This window comes from Salegentibacter salarius, assembly GCF_900168265.1.
Taxonomy (GTDB): domain Bacteria; phylum Bacteroidota; class Bacteroidia; order Flavobacteriales; family Flavobacteriaceae; genus Salegentibacter; species Salegentibacter salarius.
Window position 1 is genome coordinate 40,866 of record NZ_FVZF01000002.1, and the last position, 26,252, is coordinate 67,117.

Annotated in this window: 24 protein-coding genes; 12 read left to right on the plus strand and 12 right to left on the minus strand. The window is 37.7% G+C overall.

The features are described from left to right. The first annotated feature begins 5 nt into the window (after window positions 1–5). Window positions 6–1,667, plus strand: coding sequence for an OmpA family protein (locus B5440_RS01510; RefSeq protein WP_070053734.1), 1,662 nt, complete (start codon window positions 6–8; stop codon window positions 1,665–1,667). A gap of 119 nt (window positions 1,668–1,786) precedes the next feature. Here B5440_RS01510 and B5440_RS01515 read toward each other — a convergent pair whose 3' ends face one another. The 4 genes from B5440_RS01515 to hpt form a co-directional block, all read right to left on the minus strand. Further along, the gene (locus B5440_RS01515) at window positions 1,787–2,308 is read right to left on the minus strand and encodes a DUF4136 domain-containing protein (RefSeq protein WP_070053903.1); all 522 of its coding nucleotides are present in this window, start codon (window positions 2,306–2,308) and stop codon (window positions 1,787–1,789) included. Window positions 2,309–2,457: 149 nt separating this feature from the next. Then, entirely contained in the window at window positions 2,458–3,465 is a 1,008-nt protein-coding gene (obgE, locus tag B5440_RS01520) for a GTPase ObgE (protein WP_070053735.1), read from the minus strand. A gap of 115 nt (window positions 3,466–3,580) precedes the next feature. Beyond that, window positions 3,581–4,159, minus strand: a complete 579-nt coding sequence (locus B5440_RS15665; protein ID WP_070053736.1) for an adenylate kinase — start codon at window positions 4,157–4,159, stop codon at window positions 3,581–3,583. Window positions 4,160–4,165: 6 nt separating this feature from the next. Beyond that, a complete protein-coding gene (gene hpt, locus B5440_RS15670) occupies window positions 4,166–4,693 on the minus strand; it encodes a hypoxanthine phosphoribosyltransferase (RefSeq protein ID WP_070053737.1) in 528 nt (175 codons plus the stop codon). Between the two features lie 118 nt (window positions 4,694–4,811). On the opposite strand from hpt, the gene B5440_RS01535 reads away from it, so the two are divergent. The 5 genes from B5440_RS01535 (at window position 4,812) to B5440_RS01555 (ending at window position 9,876) form a co-directional block, all read left to right on the plus strand. Further along, window positions 4,812–5,972, plus strand: coding sequence for a 5-(carboxyamino)imidazole ribonucleotide synthase (locus B5440_RS01535; protein WP_070053738.1), 1,161 nt, complete (start codon window positions 4,812–4,814; stop codon window positions 5,970–5,972). A gap of 53 nt (window positions 5,973–6,025) precedes the next feature. Continuing rightward, window positions 6,026–6,511 (plus strand): 5-(carboxyamino)imidazole ribonucleotide mutase, encoded by a 486-nt coding sequence (gene purE, locus B5440_RS01540; RefSeq protein ID WP_070053739.1) that lies wholly within the window; start codon window positions 6,026–6,028, stop codon window positions 6,509–6,511. A 271-nt stretch (window positions 6,512–6,782) separates the two neighbouring features. Further along, entirely contained in the window at window positions 6,783–8,816 is a 2,034-nt protein-coding gene (locus tag B5440_RS01545; RefSeq protein WP_070053740.1) for a M3 family metallopeptidase, read from the plus strand. 241 nt (window positions 8,817–9,057) lie between these two features. Then, a complete protein-coding gene (locus B5440_RS01550; RefSeq protein WP_070053741.1) occupies window positions 9,058–9,609 on the plus strand; it encodes a sigma-70 family RNA polymerase sigma factor in 552 nt (183 codons plus the stop codon). Window positions 9,610–9,612: 3 nt separating this feature from the next. Further along, entirely contained in the window at window positions 9,613–9,876 is a 264-nt protein-coding gene (locus tag B5440_RS01555) for a hypothetical protein (protein WP_070053742.1), read from the plus strand. Here B5440_RS01555 and B5440_RS01560 read toward each other — a convergent pair. Next, on the minus strand, window positions 9,860–10,657 hold the full coding sequence (locus tag B5440_RS01560; RefSeq protein WP_234996354.1) for a UbiA prenyltransferase family protein: 798 nt from the start codon (window positions 10,655–10,657) through the stop codon (window positions 9,860–9,862). The two genes, B5440_RS01555 and B5440_RS01560, sit on opposite strands and share 17 nt — an antisense overlap. A 151-nt stretch (window positions 10,658–10,808) precedes the next feature. Here B5440_RS01560 and gcvP point away from each other — a divergent pair, with 151 nt between their 5' ends. The 4 genes from gcvP (at window position 10,809) to B5440_RS01580 (ending at window position 16,287) form a co-directional block, all read left to right on the plus strand. Next, window positions 10,809–13,655, plus strand: a complete 2,847-nt coding sequence (gcvP, locus tag B5440_RS01565; protein WP_070053744.1) for an aminomethyl-transferring glycine dehydrogenase — start codon at window positions 10,809–10,811, stop codon at window positions 13,653–13,655. Between the two features lie 164 nt (window positions 13,656–13,819). After that, window positions 13,820–14,878: a 3-oxoacyl-ACP synthase III family protein gene (locus B5440_RS01570; RefSeq protein WP_070053745.1), complete on the plus strand. Its 1,059-nt coding sequence runs from the start codon at window positions 13,820–13,822 to the stop codon at window positions 14,876–14,878. Beyond that, entirely contained in the window at window positions 14,879–15,400 is a 522-nt protein-coding gene (locus B5440_RS01575) for a class I SAM-dependent methyltransferase (protein ID WP_070053746.1), read from the plus strand. A gap of 38 nt (window positions 15,401–15,438) precedes the next feature. Then, window positions 15,439–16,287, plus strand: a complete 849-nt coding sequence (locus B5440_RS01580) for a glycosyltransferase family 2 protein (protein ID WP_070053747.1) — start codon at window positions 15,439–15,441, stop codon at window positions 16,285–16,287. Here the strand turns inward: B5440_RS01580 and pafA are convergent. Further along, a complete protein-coding gene (pafA, locus tag B5440_RS01585) occupies window positions 16,279–17,934 on the minus strand; it encodes an alkaline phosphatase PafA (protein ID WP_070053748.1) in 1,656 nt (551 codons plus the stop codon). The genes B5440_RS01580 and pafA overlap by 9 nt on opposite strands. 117 nt (window positions 17,935–18,051) lie before the next feature. Between pafA and B5440_RS01590 the strand changes: the two genes are divergently transcribed. Both B5440_RS01590 and B5440_RS01595 read left to right on the plus strand, forming a co-directional pair. Next, window positions 18,052–18,789 carry an MlaE family ABC transporter permease gene (locus tag B5440_RS01590; protein WP_070053749.1) on the plus strand — a complete coding sequence of 246 codons (738 nt, stop codon included), beginning with the start codon at window positions 18,052–18,054 and terminating at the stop codon, window positions 18,787–18,789. Then, the gene (locus tag B5440_RS01595; RefSeq protein ID WP_070053750.1) at window positions 18,789–19,553 is read left to right on the plus strand and encodes an ABC transporter ATP-binding protein; all 765 of its coding nucleotides are present in this window, start codon (window positions 18,789–18,791) and stop codon (window positions 19,551–19,553) included. The genes B5440_RS01590 and B5440_RS01595 overlap by 1 nt, the downstream gene beginning before the upstream one ends. On the opposite strand, the gene B5440_RS01600 is transcribed toward B5440_RS01595, so the two are convergent. The 6 genes from B5440_RS01600 to B5440_RS01625 form a co-directional block, all read right to left on the minus strand. Next, window positions 19,550–20,992 (minus strand): DUF389 domain-containing protein, encoded by a 1,443-nt coding sequence (locus B5440_RS01600; protein WP_070053751.1) that lies wholly within the window; start codon window positions 20,990–20,992, stop codon window positions 19,550–19,552. The two genes, B5440_RS01595 and B5440_RS01600, sit on opposite strands and share 4 nt — an antisense overlap. Window positions 20,993–20,997: 5 nt before the next feature. Further along, window positions 20,998–22,080 carry a mannose-1-phosphate guanylyltransferase gene (locus B5440_RS01605; RefSeq protein WP_070053752.1) on the minus strand — a complete coding sequence of 361 codons (1,083 nt, stop codon included), beginning with the start codon at window positions 22,078–22,080 and terminating at the stop codon, window positions 20,998–21,000. A 10-nt stretch (window positions 22,081–22,090) separates the two neighbouring features. Beyond that, window positions 22,091–22,690, minus strand: coding sequence for a SprT-like domain-containing protein (locus tag B5440_RS01610; protein ID WP_070053753.1), 600 nt, complete (start codon window positions 22,688–22,690; stop codon window positions 22,091–22,093). Window positions 22,691–22,693: 3 nt separating this feature from the next. Beyond that, complete coding sequence (locus B5440_RS01615; RefSeq protein WP_070053754.1) at window positions 22,694–23,374, minus strand: SDR family NAD(P)-dependent oxidoreductase; 681 nt, start codon at window positions 23,372–23,374, stop codon at window positions 22,694–22,696. A gap of 163 nt (window positions 23,375–23,537) precedes the next feature. After that, window positions 23,538–24,530 carry a M20/M25/M40 family metallo-hydrolase gene (locus B5440_RS01620; RefSeq protein ID WP_070053755.1) on the minus strand — a complete coding sequence of 331 codons (993 nt, stop codon included), beginning with the start codon at window positions 24,528–24,530 and terminating at the stop codon, window positions 23,538–23,540. 66 nt (window positions 24,531–24,596) lie between these two features. Beyond that, window positions 24,597–26,249 carry a pyruvate dehydrogenase complex dihydrolipoamide acetyltransferase gene (locus tag B5440_RS01625; protein ID WP_070053756.1) on the minus strand — a complete coding sequence of 551 codons (1,653 nt, stop codon included), beginning with the start codon at window positions 26,247–26,249 and terminating at the stop codon, window positions 24,597–24,599. Window positions 26,250–26,252: the final 3 nt, after the last annotated feature.

Genomic DNA, 26,252 nt, shown 5'->3' on the forward strand with positions numbered 1-26,252 from the left:
ATAATATGAAAAATTTATATAGTACCCTTTTTATTCTTTTTATAGGTCTTGCCGCTTTTGGGCAAAGCGCCGAAATAAAGAAGGCAGATAAATTGTTTGTTCAAAGAGCATACATAGACGCTGCAGAAGCTTATGAAAATGTAGTAGATAAGAATCAGCAGGTTTTACAAAATCTAGGAGATGCTTATTTCTACACCAATCAAATGGAAAGTGCTGCGGAAGTTTACCGCACACTTTTCCTTAGACACGAGGAGAATGCAGCACCTGAATATCAGTTTCGTTTTGCACATTCTTTGCGCGCTATAGGAAACCAGGATGAAGCTAACGAGTATATGAGTGATTATACTGGTGAAGATGTAAACTACGAGGATTTTGCACGTAAATTAGATACTGTGGTGCCTCACGTTTATACCACTGAGCAAATCATGAATAACAGTGCTTCAGCTGATTTTGGTATTGCTTTTTACGGAGATCGAATTGCTTTTGCTTCAACTAGAAATCAGGAGCGTCCGGTTTATCCTTGGAACAAAAAGCCAACACTAGATCTTTATACTGCTGAAATGTCTGAAGATGGTGAACTAAGTGATATCGTATTATTTTCAGATAAAATTAATACCGATGAGCACGAGAGTTCTGCAACTTTTAGCCAGGATGGCCAGGTAATGTATTTTGACCGTAACAGTGAAAACAGAGTGAAGAACGAAGAAGGAATTAGAGTTGCCCATATTAAAATCTTCCGTGCAGAAATGGTAGATGGTGAATGGAGTAATATCGAAGCTCTTCCTTTTACTAGCGATGAATTTTCTACTGAACACCCAAGCTTAAGTGCAGATGGAAGCAAACTTTATTTTGCCAGCGACATGCCAGGTTCTGAAGGTTCTTTTGATATCTATGTTGTAGATGTAAACGAAGACGGAACTTACGGGGAACCAGAAAATCTTGGTACTGGAATTAACACTCCACACCGTGAGCAATTCCCTTACATTAGTGAAGCAGGAGTACTTTACTTCGCTTCAGATGGACACCAGGGATTTGGTAACTTAGATGTATTTAGAGCTGAAGGAGATTTCAACGAAGCTCAAAATCTTGGTAATACTGTAAACAGTGGTCACGATGATTTCGCTTTTGTAATAGACGAAGAAAACCAAAAAGGATACCTTGCTTCTAACCGAAGAGGTTCAGATAACCTTTATGTATTTACCAGAGAAGATTATGTTCCTCCAGTTGTTGAGTTTGACGACAGAGAGACAAACCTTGAAACCGGTAGACAACAATTAAAAGATGTTGGAAATATTTACTTCGCCTTCGATAAATCTACCATCAAAGAGGAGTCTAAACCAACACTTGATAAAGTTGTAAATATCATGAACAAGTATCCTGAGCTTCTAATTGAAATTGGCTCTCACGCCGATGCAAGAGGTTCAGATAAATATAATATGGCACTTTCTGAGAGACGTGCAGCTTCTACTTTAGAGTATCTTGTTGAAAACGGTATAGACCGCAGCAGATTAACTTCTAAAGGTTATGGAGAAAGCATGCCGCTTAATGACTGTACTCAACCTACAGGTTGTACTACAGAACAGTATGCTAAGAACAGACGTAGTGAATTCACCATTATGAATAATGAAGACACTATGGATTCTAACGAAATGGAAGATGAAGAATAGATCTTTCATGGGTTAGCTACTAACTAACCAACCAAAATGTGAAAAGCCCCGGAAATTTCCGGGGCTTTTTTATTGCAAAAGTTTCAATAAGTTGAATTTAGAAAAAGCAACTACATAAATTATTTTTTTGGAGGGTAACCTTCTAAAGCTTTCTGCACAATTTCATCAAACATCGCCCTACGTTCTTCAGGCGAAGCATTAGGATTAAATTTAGTTTCCACAATAGCCTGCCATATTAAAGAATCTTCAGCAACATCTATAAAGTCTATTGTTACTTCAAGAATTATAGAATTATTCTCAATAGGAATTCCTCCGGAAACTCCTACTCCCCCACCTCTACCTCCTCCGCCAACTCCAATGCCAATACTGCTTCGGTTTTGATCCATAAACTCTCTGGAATACGCGTTTACAAAGACACCAGGCTCCTCCGAAGTTGAAAAGCCTTTACTTTCCATTCCATTTTTTAAACTGGCAATAAGCCGGGTTTCATCTAACTGGGATAATCCAGATTGAAAATCGGGGAAAAGCTGGTAGGTTTTATAATTATTAAAGCTAACCGTATCATCATAATCATATACAGCTTTTGGCGCATTGCAAGAGGAAAGCAGTACACAAACAAAAAGTAATTTTATTAGTTTCATGAGATTAAATTTTAAATTTTTTACAAAAAAAAGCAGCGAAGAAATACATCCACGCTGCTTAAATTTAATCAAAAACCGTTCAGGAATTCTAAAGATTAACAAAAACCTCTATATACAATCAAGCCTTTTAATAAGGAAAATTGAAGTATCTACGAAGATTCTTTATTTAGCATTTCCCACAACCTGTCCTTTAATTCGGTTAATCCTTGCTGTGCTACTGATGAAATAAAAAGGTAAGGAGCACCTAAATTTTTATCTAATTCATGTTTCATTTCCAACTTTAATTCAGCATCTAACATATCGCTTTTAGAAATAGCAATAAGTCTGTCCTTATCCAGCATTTCAGGATTATATCTGCGCAATTCATCCAGTAAGATTTCATATTGTTCAGAAATATTAGGAGCATCTGCAGGGATCAAGAACAAAAGGGTAGAGTTTCTTTCAATATGTCTTAAAAACCTATGACCAATTCCTCTTCCTTCCGCAGCGCCTTCAATAATTCCCGGAATATCGGCAACTACAAAAGTTTTAAAATCACGATATTCTACAATACCTAAATTAGGTTTCAACGTAGTAAACTCATAATCGGCTATCTTAGGTTTTGCAGCGGTAATTACCGACAACAAAGTAGACTTTCCGGCATTAGGAAAACCAACCAGACCAACATCGGCCAAAATTTTTAGTTCCAGAGTAATATCTACTTCTGTACCGTCAATCCCGGGCTGAGAATAACGCGGTGTTTGGTTTGTAGAACTTTTAAAATGCCAGTTTCCACGGCCACCCATTCCACCTTCGGCAACGAGATATTCTTTGCCGTCTTCGGTGATTTCGTGAATAATCTTTTGGGTTTCGGTATCTCTAATTACCGTTCCCAGTGGTACTTCAATATATTCATCAGAACCTTCTGCACCGCTACTGCGTTGCTTACTTCCATTCCCGCCGTGTTCAGCACGAATATGTCTTTTAAACTTTAAATGATAAAGTGTCCAAAGGTTTTTGTTCCCTTTCACAATCACATGGCCACCACGACCACCATCACCACCATCGGGCCCCCCTTTCGCGACGTATTTTTCGCGGTGTAGGTGAGAAGAACCACTACCTCCTTTACCGGAAGCTACGTGTATCTTTACATAATCAACAAAATTCCCTTCAGTCATATTTTCAAAAATTTAATCTACCCCTGGAGAAACCCAGGAGGTATAAATCGCAATCCATTCTATCTTAATAACAAGCCCTTGGATTAATTAATCCAGTTGATCTCGTAATAAGTGATTAAGCTTGTAGCTTATCTATTACAGCACTTAGGCGTTGGGTAATTTCTTCGATAGAACCTACTCCATCTACCCCGTAATACTTGTCTTGTTTTTTGTAATATTCTTTAAGAACTGCAGTTTCGTTGTAATAAACTTTGATCCTGTTTCGTATTACCGATTCATCAGCATCGTCTTTTCTTCCAGAAGTTTTTCCTCTTTCTAAAAGTCTATCTACCAAAATCTCATCATCAACCTCTAAAGCGATCATCGCGGTAACTTCGGTATTCTTTAACTTTAATAATTCAGCTAAAGCATCGGCCTGGGCAGCAGTTCTTGGAAAACCATCAAAAATAAATCCTTTAGCGCCTTCGTTTTTATCAACTTCAGCGTTCAACATTTTTATGGTGACCTCATCAGGAACTAACTGACCTTTATCCATATAAGATTTAGCATTCAGGCCTAATTCGGTTTTATTCTTAATGTTATTTCTAAACACATCTCCAGTAGAGATATGAATTAGCTGATATTTTTCTTTTAAGATGTCTGCCTGAGTTCCTTTGCCGGCGCCAGGAGGGCCAAACAAAACCAAATTTGTCATGTTTTTTTATTTAAGTTTATAGACTTGTGTAAGGTTACGTCCCAAACCGTCATAATCCAATCCGTAACCCACAATAAATTTATTAGGAATCTCCATTCCTCTATATTTAATATTGAATTCTTTTTTATAAGCTTCAGGTTTGTAAAACAAAGTCGCTACTTCGTAATTAGCCACCTCTTCCTTTAAAAGAATTTTATTGATTTCTTCTAAAGTATTGCCGGTATCTACAATATCCTCCAGCAAAATTACTTTTCGGCCTCTCAAAGACTGGTTCAAACCCAAAAGTGTTTTTACGTTTCCGGTAGTTCGCGTGCCCTCATAAGAACCAAGTTTTACGAAACTAACCTCGCAATCTCCAGAAAATCTTTTTATCACTTCAGTGGCAAACATAAAAGAGCCGTTAAGTACGCCTAAAAAAATAGGATTTGCATCCATATAATCTTCGTTAAGCTTTTGGGCTACTTTGTCTATGGCCACGTTGATCTCTTCCTCTGAAATGTAGGGCTCAAATTCTAAATCGTGTAGTTTTATCAAATCTGAAAAATTTTAAAGAGCAAAGATAAGGATTCTTAACAACCCAAACTGCCAGATTTCCATAAGAATAATAGCACAACTTGACCTAAAAATTTATTTTTGCTGAAACTTTTACGGTATGATCAATTATTTTTCTTCAAACTTTAAATTAGGAATACTTGGCGGCGGGCAGTTAGGCAAAATGATGCTCTACGAAACTCGTAAATACGATATTCAAACTAATGTTTTGGAGCCAAATCCTGAAGCACCCTGTAAAATTGCCTGCGATTATTTTGAAACCGGTGATCTTATGGATTTTGATACCGTAGTTAACTTCGGAAGAAAAGTTGACGTGCTCACTTTTGAAATTGAAGGAGTAAATATTGAAGCTTTAAAGCAATTAGCGCAGGAAGGCATTAAAACCTATCCCTCGGCTGAGACTTTAGAAAAAATACAGAATAAAGGAATTCAGAAAAATTTCTATAAAAAACATCAAATCCCAACCGCTGATTTTGAAATTTTTTCATCGAAGCAAAATTTAATTTCCGCTTTAGAAAACAGCAAAATTAGTTTCCCTTTTGTTTGGAAAAGCACCACCGGCGGTTATGATGGGAAAGGTGTTTCTGTTGTAAAAGACAAAGAAGCATTAAACGATCTTGCAGACGCTGAATGTATTGCTGAAAACCTTGTTCCTTTTAAAAATGAATTGGCGGTAATCGTTGCTAGATCGGCTTCAGGGGAAGTAAAAACCTATCCCGTAGTAGAAATGGAATTTCATCCTACGGCAAACCAGGTAGAATATGTGATCTGCCCGGCAAGAATTGAAGATTCCGTAGCACAAAAAGCCAGGGAACTGGCGGTTAAGGTTTCCGAAGCATTTGAGCATGTAGGCTTACTGGCGGTAGAAATGTTTCAGACAGAAAATGATGAAATACTGGTAAACGAAGTTGCACCAAGACCTCACAACAGTGGGCATTACAGTATTGAAGCAAGCTACACTAACCAGTTTGAACAACATATTCGCGCTATTCTAGATCTTCCGCTGGGAATAACCGATAGTAAAGTCGGCGGAATTATGGTAAATTTAGTGGGCGATGCCTCCCACGAAGGGGAAGTGGTTTACGAGAATATTGAAAAAATAATGAAGATGCCCGGCGTGACGCCTCATATTTACGGTAAAAAAATTACCCGTCCATTCAGAAAAATGGGTCACGTAACCATTGTTAACAAAGACCTGGCTGAAGCGAGAAAAATAGCCGAAGAGGTTAAGAATTCAATTAAAGTTATTTCTAAAAAATAATATATACCTCACAGGTTTTGAAAACCTGTGAGGTATTCATAACCATAAAAATTATGAGCAAAGTAGCAGTAATAATGGGAAGCACCAGCGATTTACCGGTAATGCAGGATGCAATAGACATCCTGGAAGGTTTTGACCTGGAAGTAGAAGTAGATATCGTTTCTGCTCACCGCACCCCTGAAAAATTATTTGAATACGGAATAACCGCCCACGAGCGTGGAATAAAAGTAATTATAGCCGGTGCCGGAGGCGCAGCTCACCTACCGGGAATGATAGCATCGCTCTCCCCGCTTCCAGTAATTGGTGTGCCGGTAAAATCCAGCAATTCTATAGATGGCTGGGATTCTGTTTTATCTATTTTACAAATGCCGGGAGGAGTTCCGGTTGCCACCGTAGCATTAAACGGAGCAAAAAACGCAGGAATCCTTGCCGCTCAAATTATAGGAACTTCAGATAAATGTACTTTAGATAAGATATTAGTCTATAAAGAAGGACTTAAAGAGAAAGTGATTGAAGGCGCCAAAAAGGTGAAAAAATAGCAAAAGCCACGTCTTGCGACGTGGCTTTCTTTGTAGTAAACTTACCTAAATCTGTAAAAAATTATTTATTAACCATTCTAAATATTTAAACCAGAAAAACTTTAAAGCTACTACAATAATTTAAGCGTCGAATATACATTTTTTTACAGAAAAACACCGTTTTGTGTTAAAAAAAGTTATTAAAAACGTCAAATTTAGGTTAAGTACATCTGCCTTCTCGGTTAGCCCGTGATTAATAAATAAATTAGACCATTAAAACAAAGAAGATATAATGACCACTCAAAATAATCCACTTTTACAGGAATTTGATCACGCTCCATTTTCAAAAATTGAGAATAAGCATTTTAAACCCGCTATCATAAAGGCCATTGAAATGGCTCGCGAAGAAATCAATGCAATTGCATCAAATGCCGATGAAGCTACTTTTCCAAATACCATTGAAACTTTAGAATTTTCAGGAGAAAAATTAGATAGAGTAACCAGTATATTTTTCAATCTTAATTCTGCGGAAACCAATGAGGAAATTCAGCAAATTGCCCAGGAAGTTTCTCCGCTTTTATCAGAATTCAGAAATGATATCATTCTAAATAAAGCACTTTTTGAAAAAGTAAAATCGGTTTATAATAAGAAAGACCAGCTTGACCTGAATACCGAGCAAAAAACGCTTTTGGATCGCAAATACAAGGCTTTTTCCCGAAACGGAGCAAACTTGCCAATAGAAAAGCAAAACGAACTTAGAGATATAGATAAAAAACTTTCAAAGTTAAGCTTAGATTTTGGCCAAAACGTACTTGCCGAAACCAATAAATTTGAATTACATCTTACCGATGAAAATGATCTAAAAGGCCTGCCGGAAAGTTTTAAAGAAGAAGCTGCACAAGTAGCAGCTTCCAAAGAGAAAGAAGGCTGGATCTTTACCCTTGAATATCCAAGCTACCTCCCTTTTATGAAATATGCTGAAAACAGGGAACTTCGTAAAAAAATGGCACTTGCTTTTGGCTCTAAAGGATTTCACGGCGATGAGTTAGACAACCAGGAAAATGTGCTGCAAATTGCTAAGTTAAGATACCAGCGCGCACAGCTTTTAGGTTATAAAACCCACGCACATTTTGTATTAGAAGAGCGTATGGCCGAAACTCCCGAAAAAGTAAACAGCTTTTTAGACGAAATTCTTGAAAAAGCAAAACCTGCTGCCGAGCGCGAATTTAAAGAGTTAGAAAATTTCGCAAAAGATCTGGATGGAATTGACCAATTACAAAAATGGGATGCCGCTTTTTACAGCGAAAAATTAAAACAGAAATTATTCAATCTCGATGACGAAAAACTGAAACCTTATTTCAAACTTGAGAATGTAATAGACGGAGTTTTCACAGTAGCTCAAAAACTTTATGGCCTTAGTTTTAAAGAAGTTTTTGATGTAGATAAATATCATGAAGATGTAAAAATCTACCAGGTACTTGATGAAAATAATAAAGAAATGGCCCTGTTTTACGCCGATTTCCACCCAAGACCGGGAAAACGAGATGGCGCCTGGATGACGGGTTACAAATCGCAATACAAGAAAGATGGTGAGGAAGAACGCCCGCATATTTCTATTGTTTGCAACTTCACCAAACCTTCTAAAAAACAACCTTCATTATTAACTTTTAACGAGCTCACCACGCTTTTCCACGAATTTGGCCACGCGCTTCACGGGATGCTGGGAGATACTGAATATCCGAGTTTATCGGGTGCAAATGTCTATTGGGATTTCGTAGAACTTCCAAGTCAGTTATTAGAAAACTGGTGCTACGAGAAAGAAGCACTTCAACTGTTTGCCAAACATTATGAAACCGGCGAAGTGATTCCTATGGAATTGATTCAAAAAATAAAAGAATCGGCTAATTTCCAGGAAGGAATGGCTACGGTAAGACAATTAAGTTTCGGAATGTTGGACTTAAGCTGGCACGGGGTAGATCCTTCAGCAATTACTGATGTAAAGGCTAACGAAGATAAAGCCTTTGCACGCACCAAATTGTTCCCGAATGTTGAAGAAAATTGTATGAGTACCGCATTCTCCCATATTTTCCAGGGTGGATACTCTGCCGGGTATTATTCCTATAAATGGGCAGAAGTTTTAGATGCTGATACCTTTGAGTATTTTCAGCAAAACGGAATTTTCAGCAGGGAAGTTGCCAATAAGTTCAAGACGAATATACTTTCGCAGGGCGGTACAGATCACCCGATGACGCTTTATAAGAAATTCCGCGGAAAAGAACCAAAACCCGATGCCTTATTAAAACGTGCCGGATTAATTGAAAAATAATTAAACTAAAGAGGCTGTCTGAAAAATTTTTAAATCGTCATTCTGAATTCATTTCAGAATCTAGGATTGTGGTAATTAAAACATGTTAGAAGCTGAAAACAAGTTCAGCTTGACGAAATTAGACCTTTTCAAACAGCCTCTTTTATTCTTTAATCAATTTAAGCCTTAGAAACCTTATAAGATCTATAACTTATAAATTCAATTACTTTCATTAATTTTGAAGTGACCTTGAAGCAAGCCTATGCCAACTCATAAACTCGATCCTACAAAATGGGTGGATAAATATTCCGATTACCTGTTTAATTACGCTATTGTTAGGGTTAACGATCGCGAGGTGGCAAACGATCTAATTTCTGAAACTTTTCTTGCAGGCCTCAATTCTAAAGATAATTTTGAAGGAAGGGCTACAGAGCGAACCTGGCTTATTTCTATTTTGAAGCGAAAAATCATAGATTATTACCGAAAGATAAACTCTATAAAAGGTCAGGCTGAAGTTCGAATAAATTATTCAGATTCTGAAAATAATGGCGATTGGCTGGAAGAACAGGTAGCCGATACTTTTGATCGTACGGCCGAAGATGAAATGGAAAATACTGAGTTGGGTCTAGCCATTTTGGAATGCCTTGAACAAATAAACGAAAAACACGCCGCGATATTTAAAATGAAAACCATTGATGGGGCTGATACTGAAGCGGTATGTAAAGAATTCAATATTAGTCCGTCTAACCTTTGGGTAATCATTCACAGGGCACGCACCGCATTGGCCGCCTGCCTTGAAAAAAACTGGTTCTAAGTTATGCCGAAACGAAAATTTTTCATTTTTGACTGTTCAAAAGCAGAAAATTGCTGCGACAAAAGCCAATATAACGAAGCTGGAACACGCGAAAAACTATCCATGCTTATGCATTTGCTTTTATGCAAACCCTGCCGTAAGTACACTTCCAAAAACACTAAACTCACCCATTTAATAAAAAAATCTAAGCTTAGAACTTGTTCTGAAGAAGAAAAAAAAGCCTGGAAAAACAGTATTGAAAAAGAAATGGCTAAAGGAGAATCTTAGCCAGCAGCCAAACTAAAAGCCAAAACACCGGAATTCCTTCCACCCAAAAAGCCGAATAATAACCTCCCTGATCTATCCGCGCCGCTTTTATAAAATACGCCGAAACTAATAAGGTAAGACTTAAAGCAATTAAGTTGATTACTGAAAAATAAGATTTCAGTAATTCCAGAAACAGCATAATCCCCAATAATACATATCCAATTTTCTGAGTATTTGCTATTCCAATTTGCTGCGGAATTGTATCTAAATTCCCAGAATCAAACTTCAAATCCCTTATCTCAAACGGAAGCGTTATAGCAATTACAAAGAAAAAGCGCTGAAAAAAAGCGAGGCTGGTTTCCTGTAAAGCAACCTGATTCATCAGTGGCAAAATAACAGTCACTCCAGCCCAAACAACGGCGATAATAAAAATTTTAATTCCCCCAATATTCCTAAGATTTTGCCTGTTTTTTCCTAGAGGAATAGCATATAGTAAAGTAAAAACTCCCAAAATAGCAGAAGCTAAAAGTATTTTTAATTCCTGCTGAAAAGCGAAATACAGCAAAGCCACGAAGCAAAAAAAAGAGAAAATCTGTATCAATTTTAGGTTTTGGGCGAGGCTGGCATGATGCAGTTTAGCGATGCCGGCATACTTCACAAAATTATAGCCGGTAATGCTTCCGAAGAAAATAAAAAATAGCAGGTTTTTATCAATTTCAATATTGAATTCCAGGAAGCTTATTAAGCTTAACGAAACCACGGCCAAAGCCACGTGCAGACTACTATTTATATAGAAATCCAATATATTTTTAAAACGCTGCATCCTGCTAAATTAATCATTCTTCTCGCAACCAAAACTGACGTTATAAATCTTAACAAGTGTATACGTCTAATCACTAAAAAATTACGTTTAAAATATGTACTTTTGCAGCACAAAACACAACTTTATTTTAATGAGAACAGATTCTTTTGCCCTACGCCATATTGGCCCCAGAGAAAGCAATCTCCAGGCAATGTTGGACACCATTGGTGTAGATTCGTTAGAACAGTTAATATACGAAACCATCCCAGACGATATTCGTTTAAAATCACCCTTAAATTTACCTGCTGCACTTAGCGAAAATCAATATGCCGAGCATATTGGGAAACTAGCTGCAAAAAACAAGGTTTTTAAGACTTATATAGGTCTTGGTTACCACCAGGGAATATTACCGGCGGTGATTCAGCGAAATATTTTGGAAAATCCGGGTTGGTATACGGCTTACACGCCTTACCAGGCAGAAATTGCCCAGGGAAGACTGGAAGCTTTATTGAATTTCCAAACTATGGTAAGCGATCTTACCGGAATGGAAATTGCCAATGCCTCGCTTTTAGATGAATCTACCGCAGCGGCAGAAGCTATGGGACTTTTATTCGCTGTTCGCGATCGTAAGCAAAAGAAAGATGACGTAAATAAATTCTTTGTTTCCGAACAGGCTTTACCGCAAACCATAGATCTTATTAAAACACGTGCCGATTTTATGGGCATCGAGTTAGTGGTTGGTAATCACGAAGAATTTGATTTTAGCGATAAATTCTTTGGAGCTTTAGTACAATATCCAGGGAAGCTCGGACAGGTATTTGACTATGCCGATTTTGTATCAAAATGTAAAGATGCTGATATAAAAGTAGCTGTTGCTGCCGATATTTTGAGTTTGGTTAAACTACAGGCACCGGGAGAACTTGGTGTAGATGTAGTTGTGGGAACCACTCAGCGTTTTGGAATTCCACTAGGATATGGTGGGCCTCACGCTGCTTATTTTGCAACTAAAGAAGAATATAAAAGAAATCTTCCCGGAAGAATTATTGGGGTAACCAAAGATCTTGATGGGAACCACGCTCTAAGAATGGCGCTTCAAACCCGCGAGCAGCATATTAAACGTGACCGCGCTACTTCTAACATTTGTACCGCACAGGTTTTACTGGCGGTGATGGCCGGAATGTATGCAGTTTATCACGGGCCCGATGGTCTAAAATATATTGCTGATACCGTTCATTTTTCTACAGTTACTTTAGCTGAAGAACTTGAGAAAATGGGTGTTAAGCAGCTTAATTCAGCTTATTTTGATACGCTTCAGGTTAAAGCTGATGCTCAAAAAATTAAAGCTGAAGCCGAAAAGAACGAGATCAATTTCTATTATCCTGATGCCGAAACGGTTTGTATTTCTTTAAATGAAACTACAACCCAGGATGACATCAATAATATTTTGAAGGTTTTCGCTAAAGTTTCAGGTGAAAAATCTACTGAAATTGAAAGCTTAAAAGAGGAATCTGCAATTCCTTCAGCATTACAGAGAAAAACCGAATTTTTAACGCATAAAGTATTCAACCTTTACCATTCAGAAACTGAATTGATGCGTTATATCAAAAAACTGGAACGCAAAGATCTTTCTTTGAACCAGTCTATGATTTCGCTTGGAAGCTGTACCATGAAATTAAACGCAGCTTCAGAAATGCTTCCTTTAAGCAATCCGCAATGGGGGAATATTCACCCATTTGTACCGGTAGAACAAGCTGAAGGCTACCAGATCGTATTAAAAAGACTGGAAGACCAGCTAACTGAGATCACCGGATTTTCTGCAACTTCGCTTCAGCCAAATTCTGGTGCACAAGGAGAATATGCCGGCTTGATGACTATTAGAGCTTACCACGAATCTAAAGGTGAAGGTCATAGAAATATATGTTTAATTCCATCTTCGGCTCACGGTACCAACCCAGCTTCCGCAGTAATGGCGGGAATGAAAGTGGTGGTAACCAAAGCTTCAGAAAACGGAAATATAGATGTAGATGATCTTCGCGAAAAAGCGATAAAACATAAAGATAATCTTGCCGCTTTAATGGTAACTTATCCATCTACCCACGGGGTTTTTGAATCGGCTATTAAAGAAATTACGCAAATTATTCACAATAATGGTGGGCAGGTTTATATGGATGGCGCAAATATGAATGCCCAGGTTGGTTTAACCAATCCTGGAGTAATTGGCGCCGATGTTTGTCACTTAAACCTACATAAAACCTTTGCAATTCCTCACGGAGGCGGTGGCCCTGGAGTTGGACCAATTTGCGTTGCAGAACAATTAAAACCGTTTTTACCAGGAAACCCGGTAATAAAAACTGGTGGAGAAAATGCTATTGGCGCAATTTCTTCAGCACCCTGGGGTTCTTCTTTGGTTTGCCTTATTTCTTATGGTTATATAACCATGTTGGGCAGCAAAGGACTTCAAAAAGCTACGGAATATGCAATTCTTAATGCCAACTACGTAAAAGAGCGTTTAAACGAACATTACAAAACATTATATTCTGGAGAACGTGGTCGCGCCGCTCACGAGATGATCTTAGACTGTCGTCCCTTTAAAGAGAATGGAATTGAAGTAGTGGATATCGCCAAGCGATTGATAGATTACGGCTTCCACGCTCCTACTGTTTCCTTCCCTGTTGCAGGAACTATGATGATAGAGCCTACAGAAAGTGAAAGCAAAGCTGAACTGGACAGGTTCTGCGATGCGCTTATTTCTATTAGGCAGGAAATTCAGGAACTGGATAGCGAAGAAGATAACGTGCTTAAAAACGCACCGCATACCATTACTATGTTAACCGCAGACGAGTGGAAATTTTCTTACACAAGGGAAAAAGCGGCTTATCCGTTAAATTATGTTTCAGAAAATAAATTCTGGCCAAGTGTAAGACGCGTAGATGAAGCTTTTGGAGACCGAAACTTAATGTGTACCTGCCCTCCTATTGAGGAGTATATGGACGCCTAACTATAAAATTGCCTGAAAATTTTCTGCAGAAAACATTCTCTAAATTATTTTCAGGCAATTTTATTATGTGATTTTCATCACATATAAGTTTATTTTTCCGTTTTGTTTAAAGCTCACTATATTTGTAATTAGTACATTAGAGTTTAATCTTAATTAAAAGTCAGATGAATATTAAAATTACCGGCACAGGTAGTTATATCCCCAAAGTTATAACCGCAAATGCTGACTTTGACAATCATGAATTCTACAATCTTGACGGAACAGGTTTTCCGCAGGATAATAAGACAACAATTGCTAAGTTTAAAGCTATTACAGGAATTGAAGAACGGCGTTATTTGGAGGAAAATTTAAATACTTCAGATATGGCTGTAATTGCTGCCCAAAAAGCTTTGGAAGATGCAGGAACAGATCCTGAAACTTTAGATTATATAATTGTAGCTCACAATTATGGCGATGTTAAACACGAAAGCATTCAGAGCGATACCGTACCAAGTATAGCCACCAGGGTTAAATATCATCTACGCATCAAAAACCCAAAATGTGTTGGTTATGATGTGCTTTTTGGATGTCCCGGCTGGATTGAGGGACTTATCCAGGCACAGGCATTTATGAAAGCCGGAATGGCTAAAAAATGCCTGGTAATTGGTGCCGAAGCCTTATCTCGAGTAGTAGATAAACACGACCGTGATTCTATGATTTTTTCTGATGGTGCCGGTGCCGTAGTTTTAGAAGAAACCGAAGAAGAAGGTGGTATTCTCGCTCACGAATCAGGTACTTATGCTTTTAACGAAGCGAATTATATTTACTTCGGAAAATCTAACCGAACTGAAGCGCCAGACGATTTACGCTATATTAAAATGAACGGTCGTAAGATCTATGAGTTTGCATTAATGCACGTTCCTGCAGCGATGAAAACTTGTTTAGAAAATAGCGGTAAAAGTATAAAGGATCTAAAAAAGATCTTTATTCACCAGGCGAACGAAAAGATGGATGAAGCGATTATAAAACGCTTCTTCAAACTTCAAAATCAGGAGATTCCAGATAAAGTTATGCCTATGACGATTCAGGAATTGGGCAATAGCAGTGTGGCTACAGTCCCTACCCTTTACGATCTCGTGGTAAGAAATAAAATCGCCGATCAACACCTTAAAAAAGGAGATATAGTGATGTTCGCCAGCGTTGGTGCAGGAATGAACGTGAATGCGATAGTTTACCAATACTAGATGTACGAAAATAGCTTCCCCAATAAACGATACAAGGAAACTTTAGAGTTTTTAGAAGCTAATGTACCTGCCCCTCAAAAAATTCTGGATTTAGGCGTAAAAAACCCTTTTTCAGAAATTATGGAAAAGCATAATTACAGGGTGCAAAATACCAAAGGGGAAGATCTGGATATCAACACTACAGCAGTAGAAACTACCGATTATAATGTGGTAACTGCTTTCGAAATTTTTGAGCACCTGGTTTCTCCTTATAATGTATTATCAAATATTAAAGCCGATAAATTAGTAGCCACAGTTCCACTTAAATTGGGGTTTTCCAGCGCCTATCGCAGCAAAACAGATATGCGCGATCGGCATTACCACGAGTTTGAAGACTGGCAATTTGATTGGCTTTTAGAAAAAGCAGGTTGGAAAATTATTAGCAGAAAAAAGTGGACCAATCCTGTCAACAAATTGGGAGTTAGACCAATTTTAAGATATTTCACGCCTAGATATTACGCGGTTTATGCAGAGCGGATTTAAGCGAAATTAATCTTTGCAGAACCTTTAAATTTCGCCACTTGAAGACCTATATTATTATTCCGGCATATAATGAAGCTGAATTTATTGGCGAAACGCTTCAGTCTTTAATCGGCCAAAGCAAACCGGCTGATAAAATTGTAGTCGTAGATGATGGCTCTACCGACAGTACTCCAGAAATTGTTTCAGAATTTATTGAAAAACATCCTGAAATCTCGTTGATAAAGAATGCTTCAAAAGGTAAGCATTTGCCCGGCAGCAAAGTTGTAAACGCTTTTAATTTAGGTTTCAAAACACTTCACGACGATTTTGATATCATTTGTAAGTTTGATGCCGATCTAATTTTTCCGAAGAATTATTTAGAGAAAATTAGCCTTCATTTTGATCAAAATCTTAAAACCGGAATGGTAGGCGGATTCTGTGAAATTCAGAAAAATGGAGATTGGATCCTGGAAAATCTCACGGGTAAAGATCATATTCGCGGAGCTTTAAAAGCTTACCGCAAAGCCTGTTTTAAAGACATTGGCGGCCTTAAACCGGCAATGGGATGGGATACGGTAGATGAGCTTCTAGCGCAGTACCACGGCTGGGAAATAAAAACAGATATAACCCTACGGGTAAAGCACCTTAAACCCACCGGAAACAACTACAATAAAAATTCAAAATATAAGCAGGGCGCAGCTTTTTACCGGCTAAGATATGGCTTTGTTATTTCTGTAATCGCTTCAGCTAAACTCGCATTTAAGAAGAAAAATTTAGGCTTTTTATGGGACTGTATTATTGGCTTCTTAAGGGCTAAAAATGAAAAACGACCTTTTCTTGTAGATCAAGAGGAAGGCCGTTTTATTAGAAATTTACGTTGGAAAAAAATGCAACAAAAACTATTCTGATATTTCTGTTTCTTCTGCATCCAACATCATAAATAATGGTGTTCCGGTAGTTCCATTTGGAAAAGATATTCCCAAAATAGATGAAACTGTTGGCGCGATGTCTACTATCTCTGTTCTTTGTGTGGTGCTGCCTTTTTTCACTCCGTTTCCGTAGAAAATTAACGGAGCATGAGTATCGTACATCAACCCGCTGCCGTGGGTAGAACCGGTTCTGGAATAAACAATCGTCGCAGGATCCAGAACATATACAACATCACCACTTCTCTTTTGATTAAATCCATTTTGGATGGCTGCACCTGCTCCGGTCACAAAACTCCCGCCGCTAAGCTGATCCCTGGTAAAAACTTTATCTATTTGATCTAGTTGAAGAATATAATGTGCCAATTTAGATTGTAGTTCTGAAGAACTAATTTCAGCTTCTTCCATCACTTCATAATTAAAGAAAATCTGGCTGTTATAAACACTTTCTATAAGTTCATCTTCATCAAATTCTTCTGAAGTGAATTCTTTCAATTCTTCTGTAAATTCATCAGATTCAAAATATCCCGCAGGAATATTCACCGATTCTAAGTAAGCCGGCACATCCACCCCACCGTGATCTGCAGTTAAGAAAATAGTATAATTCCCTTCACCAACCTTTTCATCTAAATGAGTTAATAGATCGGCTATATTTTGGTCTAACCTTAAATAAGCATCCTGAACTTCTTTAGAGTTAACTCCGAAATTATGCCCAATATAATCGGTGCTGGAATAGCTTAAAGTAAGTACATCGGTATCTTCATCCTGCCCTAATTCTTCGGCATCAATAGCTGCTAAAGCGAAATCTGTTGTGATATCGTTACCATAAGCACTGGCTTTTAAAATTTCAAATTTACGATCGGTATCCCCCAGTTCGGTGAGGTCGTAAGGAAAAGAGGCCGTTTCTTTTCCTCTATACCCGCCTTCAAATTCATTTACATCGCTTCCGCTCTCTTTATAGGTTTCGATATCATATAATGTATTCCAGGTTTTTAAATAAGCCTCAACTTTATCTGAATCATTAAAATCTTTCACCCATTGTGGTAATTCGTCCATATAAAATGAACTTGTTATCCATTTCCCTTCATCTGCTCCGTGAAACCAGTAAGCTGCATTTGCAGTATGCCCAGCCGGGAGAATAGACCCGCGATCCTTTAATGCTACTCCAATGGTTTTTCCCCGCATTTGAGTATGCAGACGATTTTCATCGGCGAAACTTGTGGTTTTCATTCTGTGTGGAGACATTTTCCCAGCATCATCTTGTGTACCAACCGACTCTACAGAATCATCTCCTGCGCAATACACCGATTCATGGATAAATTTATCGTACCAGCCATTTCCTATAATTCCGTGGTTCATCGGGCTGGTTCCGGTATACACTGAAGCGTGACCAGGACCTGTATAGGTTGGCACATAATTAAAATGATTGTTCTTGAAATTATAACCTTCATTTATTAATTTTTTAAAGCCATCCTCACCAAATCTATCCCAAAATCTTGTAAGGTAATCGTAACGCATTTGGTCTACCACAATTCCCACCACCAGCTTAGGTTGCTCCTGTGACTTTTCCTGAGAAAAAGCCTGAAAAGTTAATAATCCTGTAAATAGTAAAAATGCTAATCGCTTCATCTTATATTGTTTTATAGAAGTAGCTCAAAATTACTAAACTTATTGGGCTAAAGATTAATTCTTCGTTAAATACTTTGGAGTAATTTTTTAGTATTTTAGCTTTACAAAAATTGCTTAATGAACTATCTACACTCCATTGGGGAATATTTTTTAATGTTGAAAGGAACTTTTCACCGAATGACAAAAACATCGGTTTTAAAAAGTTTGATCCTTAAAGAAATAGACGACCTGATAATTGGCTCAATGGGAATTGTGTCTTTCCTTTCATTTTTTATTGGGGCTGTAGTGGCTTTGCAAACCGCATTAAATTTAAATAATCCATTAATACCAAAATCCTTAGTGGCTTATGCCGCAAGACAATCTATAGTTCTTGAATTTGCACCTACCTTTATCTCCATCATTATGGCAGGTAAAGTGGGCTCGTATATCACGTCCAGTATTGGTTCTATGAACGTGACCGAACAGATTGACGCTCTTGAGGTAATGGGTATCAACTCTTTAAATTATCTTATTTTCCCTAAGATTGTAGCAATGCTGTTTTATCCATTTGTAATTGCTATTTCTATGTTCCTGGGTATTCTTGGAGCTTATACTGCAGCAGTTATGGGAGGTTTTGTACCACCAGATATTTTTGTGCAGGGACTTCAGGAAGATTTTATACCATTTCACCTTGTTTACGCCTTTATAAAAACATTTTTATTCGCCTTTATTTTGGCTACCGTTCCCGCTTACCACGGCTACTATATGAAAGGTGGCGCGTTGGAAGTTGGTGAAGCCAGTACCACCTCTTTTGTTTGGACCAGTGTGGTTATTATTATTACAAATTACGCAGTAACCCAATTATTACTAAGCTAATGATAGAAGTAGAAAATTTACATAAAGCGTTTGATGGCGAGGAAGTCTTAAAAGGGATAGATTTTAAGTTTGAAAAAAGTAAAACCAATCTTATTATAGGGCAATCTGGTTCAGGAAAAAGTGTACTCCTAAAATGTATGTTGGGTTTATTTACTCCTGAAAAAGGGGTTATAAAATATGATGGAAAACCTTATAGTGAATTCACTGAAGATGAACGTAAAGATCTTAGTAAACAAATAGGAATGGTTTTTCAGGGTGGTGCGCTATTTGATTCTATGACCGTGGAAGAAAATGTAATGTTTCCTTTAAAAATGTTCACTAAAAAGCAACACAAGGAAAACAAAGAACGAGTTAAAGAAGTTTTAAACCGAGTAAATTTAGATGGTAACGAGAAAAAAATGCCTTCTGAAATTAGTGGTGGGATGCAGAAACGTGTTTCTATTGCCCGAGCTATTGTAAACCGACCTAAATACCTTTTTTGCGATGAACCTAACTCAGGACTTGATCCTAAAACCGCTACGGTGATAGACAATCTTATTCAGGAGATTACGCACGAATATGATATTACCACAATTATCATTACTCACGATATGAATTCGGTTTTAGAAATTGGAGAAAACATCGCCTTTCTAAAAGACGGAGTTTTAGCCTGGAAAGGAGATAAATCGCAGATCTTCAAAACCGATGACGAAACCGTAACCGATTTTGTTTACTCCTCCAACCTATTCCAGAAAGTAAGAGAAGCGCAACAACAAGGACTTTAATTAACAGATTTTACCTGAAGCGTATCCAGTTTCAACCTAACTTTTAGCCATCTTTCAAAACGTTGTTTTTGTTCAGAGATCTGGCTGGTTTTTAAGTCATCTTTCCAACCTACAGTAAATGTTGGGATAGTATCTGTTTTTGAGAAATTTGTAGTAATTAAATTAGAATAGCCTAATTCGTCTATCCCATCATAATTTATTTTCGCCTCCTGGCTCAAGTCGCTAAAAGAAAAACTACTGCCGCGGTATTTGGAAATTTCATTCTCCAGCAGCGCTATTTTTTCATCCTTATTTTCGATAAGTTCCTGGTTTCTCACATAAAGATCTTCCAGAATACCACTTCTTACCTGAGTAGAAAGTTCATCTATTGCTCCACTGGGATCCGCTCCCTGATGTATAATCAATTCGGTTTCCTTTAAAGCCTCAATATCATCCAGTTGTTTTTGCCAGGTGGTAATTGTAGTTTGAGGCACACGATTTCCAATCAAGTAGACTTCAATACTTTTCTCCTTATAATCGTAAGAAGATTTTATGGTTTCAGTGCCATCATATCTCATTACGTTAGATATAAATTCTTTCGCCTTAGATTCAAATAATTGCTCCTGAAGCAGGAATACAAACAAAATCACACTGGGAATCATTACAATTACGGCGATAGTAGAGGCTATTTGGGCGGTTCTTCTTCGTCTTTTACTATTAACATATTTCACCAAAGGAAAACCAAGAACCTTAGTTACCACAAAGGTTGAAAGGGCGATAAATACCGCGTTAATTGAAAAAAGATACAAAGCACCACCGGCATAAGACCAGTTACCAATTGCTAACCCATACCCTACAGTACATAAAGGCGGCATAAGGGCAGTTGCAATCGCAACACCAAGAATCACACTGGCAATGGTTCCCTTTTTAGTTTTAGCTACAATTAGTGCCAATCCACCAAAAATAGCAACTAAAACATCTAAAATTGTTGGATAAGTTCGGGCTATAAGTTCCGGAGTTTCTTCTTTGACCGGAGAAACAAGAAAATAAATATAAGCGGTAAGTACACTTAAACCCACCATTAAACCAAGGTTGATAAAGGACTTTCTTAAGGTAAGCACGTCATTTATTGCCACAGACATTCCCACACCAACTATTGGTCCCATTAGAGGTGAAATAAGCATTGCCCCAATAACAACTGCCGTACTACTCACGTTGAGTCCAACAGAAGCCACGAAAATGGAAAATATAAGGATCCATGCGTTATGTCCTTTAAAAGAAATATCCTTCTTTACTGCCTCTACCGTAGATTCTCTGTCGGTATCATGCCTAATTTCCAGCAACTCTCTTACAAGCGCTTTTATACTTTCCCAAATCCCTTTTGCATTTGCCCCCAAATCTTCAGATTTCTCATGAGGAGGCAGAGATTTATTACTTTCAGGCTTTTGATTATTATCCATATAATTTAACCTAGATCTTCCCCAAATTTTTCAATAGCTTTTTCCCTAAGCGCCTTGATTTCCTGTATTTTCTTTTTCGGAGTAATTAACAACACTCTATCATCTTCTACTACCACAAAATCTTTCAGCCCATCTAGAACAACTACTTTATTGTTTTTGGTTTTAATAATATTTCCGGTAGAATTTATCGGTAACAATCTTCCGTCTACCATAGTATTATGGTCTTCGTCTTGTGGCAATTCATCTTCCAGAGATTTCCAGGTTCCCAGATCGTTCCATTTGAATTTCGCTGGAATTACATATACGCTATCAGACTTTTCCATAATAGCATAATCTATAGAAACATTCTGTGTTTTATGATAATTTTCATCTAAAAACTCCTGTTCTTTTTCGGTATTATACACCTCATTCCCTTTCTCAAAGAGCCTGAAAGTTTCGGGTTGATATTTCTGAAAACTCTTCACAATAAAAGCAGCACTCCATATAAATATTCCCGCATTCCAAAGGTAATTCCCTTCTTCTATAAAAGTTTCCGCCTTTTTAAAAGAAGGTTTTTCGGTGAACTTTAATACCGGTTTAGCACCTTCAGCATCGTCTTTTTTATATTGAATATATCCATAACCGGTGTTGGGAAAAGTAGGCTCAATTCCCAGGGTAATTAGTTTATCTTCTGAAGCTACAATTTGAAAAGCCTCTTCAATATTTTCCTGAAATGCTACATCTCCCTGAATCCAGTGATCGCTGGGTGCCAATAGAATTAGGGCATCTTTATTCTTCTTTTTAATCTTTAAGGCTCCTAATAAGATACTGGGAGCGGTATTCCGCATCTCGGGCTCCAATACAATTTGATGATCCTTAACCTGCGGCAGTTGCTCTTTTACAGTTTTCTTATAATCTTTATGGGTAAGAATTATGATATTTTCTGAAGGCATTAGCTTAGCCAAACGATGAAAAGTGGTTTGTATAAGTGTAGACCCCACGCCCAAAATATCCTGAAATTGTTTTGGATATTGCGTAGTACTCACCGGCCAAAACCGGGAACCAATTCCGCCTGCCATTAAGATTGCGTAGTGATTTGTGTTTTTCATAAAAAAGGAATTAATTTTTAAGCAACTCTACTTCTGCATTGGGCTGAAACAAATAAATTTTACCTGTGTCTACTTCCAGACATTCGTAGCGTTTTATTCTTCTTTCCCCTTTTTTAAACGTTTTCCCATTATAGATTCTAAAAATTCCTCCAAATGGTATTTCAAAAATATAATTTTTATCGTTCTCAGGATCAAAAGTTTTGAGCGCTACAGATAATTTTGCATCGGTATCGCTACTGGCTTTAGGATTTCTAAAATGCTGCGCAATTACAGGAAGCAAGCCTGAAGGGAAAATTTCGGGCCTAATAAAAGGCAACATTAATTCCCTAAAAGTAAATTTCCACTCCTGCCCGTGGGGCTTTATTTGCCTTCCAAATTTTTCAAAAGCTAACAAATGGGCAATCTCGTGAACTAAAGTAATTAAAAAACGGTATTTATTTAAATTGGCATTTACCGTAATTTGTTGTGCCCCATTTGGCATTCTGCGATAATCGCCGTGCCTGGTCTTACGTTCATTTACAATTTTTAAATGAACATTATTCACCTTTATCATTTCAAACACCGGAGAAACGGCTCGTTCTGGAATATATCTTTCAAGGATTTCTCTCATTGGCTAAGGCGTACTGTTAGAAACCTGGAGCAATTTACCATTATAAAATTTATGCCCAGTAAGGCTAAAATTCGCAATATACTCTGCCATATCTTTTGCCGAAAGCGGAACTTCCAATCCGGGAAATGCTTCTTCCAGCATTTCGGTTTGTACAGCACCAAGAGCAAGTACATTAAATGAAGGTCCTTTTTCTTTGTATTCTTCGGCTAAAAGCTCGGTTAACGTAATTACCGCCGCCTTACTGGAACTATATGCCGAAAGACCCGGAAATTTCACACTACCCTGTACACCGCCCATGGTACTAATATTCACCACGTGCGCATCTTTTTTCATAAAAGGCAATATTTTTTGAGTTAAACCAATTACTCCAAAAACATTGGTACTATATATTTTCTGAAATTCTTCAGCTGAAATTTTTTCAAAATCTTTATTAATAAGTGCCCCGGCATTGTTTATTAAAACATCTACCTGTTTCCATTTTGACTCCACGAACGCTGAAACTTTCTCAAGGTCTTCAACTTTTGAAATATCGCAGGATATTGCAGTTACATTTTCTAAATTTAACTCAGAAACCGGTTTATCATTTCGGGAAAGCGCCAGTACTTTGTGCCCCTTTTCAGCAAAGAGCTTCACCATTTCGTAACCCATTCCACGGCTAGTTCCTGTTATGACAATATGTTTCATTTTTTTAATAATCTTTTAATCTCAGTTAAGCAAAAAACTTCGGAGCAAGATCACGAAGCATTGTTATTGGAAAATATAATCCGATTTCAAGGCAAGCCTTGAAGCATTTAATCTCGATTATCGAGTAAATTTCTAACGGGCTCCTATTTCAATTATATTGGTATTACTCCGAAACCTGCTTGTTTAATTTTATTTCTTTTTCAGGTGTATTGGCCATTTTCAATATTCCCGGAATCACACTTTCTATCACATTGGTCATATGCGTCAAATCCAGTTTTTGGGCTTCATCCGCCACGTGATGATAGTAATCGTAATTAGTAAAATCGAACGTTGAGATTGTTTGTGCTGGCACATTGAATTCTTCGAAAAACGGGTAATTATCGCTTCGTTTAAATAGATTGTATTCTTTGGCCTGTGGTAAAAAACCCAGTACTTTTTCCCCAGAATATTCATTGAATTTTTCAGCAAAATTAGAGTTTTCGTAACCAGTGAGATAACCTATATAATCTTTATCATTCATTGGCACGCCAATCATTTCAAAATTGAATAAAGCGTATAAATCCAGTTTATCTTCTTTAAGTTCTTGCGCAATTCTCTTTGCTCCTACCAGTCCCATTTCTTCCGCAGAAAATAACACGAACATAATGCTTCGCTTATTATTATCTATTTCGGCAAATTTCTTGGCCAGTTCTACAACTGTAACGGTGCCTGCAGCATTATCGTTAGCTCCATTGGCAATAGAATCTCCTTCTACGGATTCCTGGATCCCTATATGATCGTAATGCGCTCCAAGAATGATAAACTGATCCTTAAGCTCTGGATCATTACCTTCCAGCATTCCAACAATATTAAATCCTTCAACGCCGTTTATTTCAAAATTGTGGCGATAGGTATCAAAATATTTTTGAATGTCATTTTCCTGAAAAACCTTTTCTATTTTTTGCGCGGCAAGCTCTATTCCTTCTGTACCGGTCTGTCTTCCTTCTAATTCGTTTGAAGATAAATATTTCAGTAATTCTTCAACTTCATCTTGCTGAACATTGGCATTTAAACTGGTTTTTATTTCCTGGGCAGATTGAACCGCTTGCGCATTTCCGCAGGAAACAATAAGTAGGAAAGCAACAAGTATCGTAAAACTTAATGTAATTTTTCTCATACCGTTAAAGATAAAAAAATCCCGCAAGTGTGCGGGATTTTAATAATTAGTTATTATAAACCTGGGTTACGCCAACATAGTTACCGGGTTTTCCAGGTAAGTTCTAAGCGTTTTCAAGAAAGCAGCACCGGTTGCACCGTCTACTGTTCTATGATCACAGGCAAGTGTTAACTTCATTGTATTTCCTATTACAATTTCTCCATTTTTCACTACCGGTTTTTCAACGATAGTTCCTACAGAAAGGATTGCAGAGTTTGGTTGGTTAATGATACTTGTAAACTCCACAATACCAAACATCCCAAGGTTAGATACGGTAAAAGTACTCCCTTCCATATCTTTTGGTTGTAATTTCTTGTTTCTGGCTTTCCCGGCAACGTCTTTTACATTATTCCCAATTTGGGTCATAGACATTTGATCGGCAAATTTTAGAACAGGAACAACAAGACCTTCTTCTACCGCTACAGCAACACCCATATGAATGTGTTTAGCGATTTTCATAGATTCTCCTGTCCACTGGCTGTTTACCTGCGGGTGCTTACGAAGCGCCATTGCACTGGCTTTAATCACCATATCATTAAAGGAAACCTTAATATCTGGCATTTCGTTAATCTGCTTACGAGAAGCCATTGCATTCGCCATATCTACCTCTATAGTTAGGTAATAATGCGGCGCGTTAAACTTAGATTCCCCAAGTCTCTTCGCAATAGTTTTACGCATTTGAGAGTTTTTAATCTCCTCAAAGCTTTCTTCTCCTGCAGGCACATAAGGTTGTGATGCAGCAGCAGTATCTTTAGCTTCAGATTTTGCTTCAGCAGGTTTTTCTGAAGGTTTATAATCTTCAATATCTTTCTTTACGATACGGCCATTCCCACCGCTACCTTCAACATCAGAAAGATCTATACCTTTATCTTCTGCCATTTTCTTAGCTAATGGAGAAGCAAATATTCTTCCGCCATTCTTAGATGAACCTGAAGATTTCTTTTCTGAAGACTTACTTTCCTTTTCTTCAGATTTCTCTTCTTTTTTATCGTCTTTCTTTTCAGATTTTGCTGAAGATTTCTTTTTAGACTTTCCATCTACTGAAACATTGGAAACATCTGTTCCGTCCGGTCCAATAATGGCTAAAAGACTATCTACTTTCGCGGTTTCACCTTCTTCAAGACCAATTTTCAATAAAGTTCCTTCGTAAAAAGATTCGAATTCCATCGTAGCCTTATCGGTTTCGATCTCGGCCAGGATATCTCCTTCTTCAACTTTATCACCTTCTTTTTTCAACCACGAAGCCACGGTACCTTCTTCCATGGTATCGCTTAAACGAGGCATTGTAATGATTTCTACACCTTCAGGAATTCCTCCGTCGTCGCTATCACCATCACTTTCAGCTTCATCTTCGCCCTCGTCTTCATCAGAATCTGAGGTATCTTCTTGTTTCTTTTTATCGGCATCTCCGCCGCCTTTCAGTAATTCTGAAATATCTTCGCCTTCCTCTCCAATGATAGCAAGCAGGGTATCTACGGGAGCGGTCTCGCCCTCTTCGATGCCTATGTGAAGTAAAGTTCCTTCATAGAAAGACTCAAACTCCATCGTAGCTTTATCGGTTTCAATTTCAGCAAGGATATCTCCTTCTTCAACTTTATCACCTTTTTGCTTTAGCCACTTTGCAACAACACCTTCTTCCATGGTGTCGCTCAAACGCGGCATATTAATTACTTCTGCCATAAT

Bases quoted from the DNA above. Each gene is read 5' to 3' on its own strand.
- obgE (WP_070053735.1), bottom strand. From the start codon at position 3,465: ATGACTGAAGGGAATTTTGTTGATTATGTAAAGATACACGTAGCTTCC.
- B5440_RS15665 (WP_070053736.1), bottom strand. From the start codon at position 4,159: ATGACAAATTTGGTTTTGTTTGGCCCTCCTGGCGCCGGCAAAGGAACT.
- purE (WP_070053739.1), top strand. From the start codon at position 6,026: ATGAGCAAAGTAGCAGTAATAATGGGAAGCACCAGCGATTTACCGGTA.
- B5440_RS01510 (WP_070053734.1), top strand. From the start codon at position 6: ATGAAAAATTTATATAGTACCCTTTTTATTCTTTTTATAGGTCTTGCC.
- B5440_RS01590 (WP_070053749.1), top strand. From the start codon at position 18,052: ATGAACTATCTACACTCCATTGGGGAATATTTTTTAATGTTGAAAGGA.
- B5440_RS01575 (WP_070053746.1), top strand. From the start codon at position 14,879: ATGTACGAAAATAGCTTCCCCAATAAACGATACAAGGAAACTTTAGAG.
- B5440_RS01620 (WP_070053755.1), bottom strand. From the start codon at position 24,530: ATGAGAAAAATTACATTAAGTTTTACGATACTTGTTGCTTTCCTACTT.
- B5440_RS01600 (WP_070053751.1), bottom strand. From the start codon at position 20,992: ATGGATAATAATCAAAAGCCTGAAAGTAATAAATCTCTGCCTCCTCAT.
- B5440_RS01610 (WP_070053753.1), bottom strand. From the start codon at position 22,690: ATGAGAGAAATCCTTGAAAGATATATTCCAGAACGAGCCGTTTCTCCG.
- B5440_RS01595 (WP_070053750.1), top strand. From the start codon at position 18,789: ATGATAGAAGTAGAAAATTTACATAAAGCGTTTGATGGCGAGGAAGTC.
- B5440_RS01515 (WP_070053903.1), bottom strand. From the start codon at position 2,308: ATGAAACTAATAAAATTACTTTTTGTTTGTGTACTGCTTTCCTCTTGC.
- gcvP (WP_070053744.1), top strand. From the start codon at position 10,809: ATGAGAACAGATTCTTTTGCCCTACGCCATATTGGCCCCAGAGAAAGC.
- B5440_RS01535 (WP_070053738.1), top strand. From the start codon at position 4,812: ATGATCAATTATTTTTCTTCAAACTTTAAATTAGGAATACTTGGCGGC.
- pafA (WP_070053748.1), bottom strand. From the start codon at position 17,934: ATGAAGCGATTAGCATTTTTACTATTTACAGGATTATTAACTTTTCAG.
- B5440_RS01615 (WP_070053754.1), bottom strand. From the start codon at position 23,374: ATGAAACATATTGTCATAACAGGAACTAGCCGTGGAATGGGTTACGAA.
- B5440_RS01545 (WP_070053740.1), top strand. From the start codon at position 6,783: ATGACCACTCAAAATAATCCACTTTTACAGGAATTTGATCACGCTCCA.
- B5440_RS01570 (WP_070053745.1), top strand. From the start codon at position 13,820: ATGAATATTAAAATTACCGGCACAGGTAGTTATATCCCCAAAGTTATA.
- B5440_RS01605 (WP_070053752.1), bottom strand. From the start codon at position 22,080: ATGAAAAACACAAATCACTACGCAATCTTAATGGCAGGCGGAATTGGT.
- B5440_RS01625 (WP_070053756.1), bottom strand. From the start codon at position 26,249: ATGGCAGAAGTAATTAATATGCCGCGTTTGAGCGACACCATGGAAGAA.
- B5440_RS01550 (WP_070053741.1), top strand. From the start codon at position 9,058: ATGCCAACTCATAAACTCGATCCTACAAAATGGGTGGATAAATATTCC.
- B5440_RS01555 (WP_070053742.1), top strand. From the start codon at position 9,613: ATGCCGAAACGAAAATTTTTCATTTTTGACTGTTCAAAAGCAGAAAAT.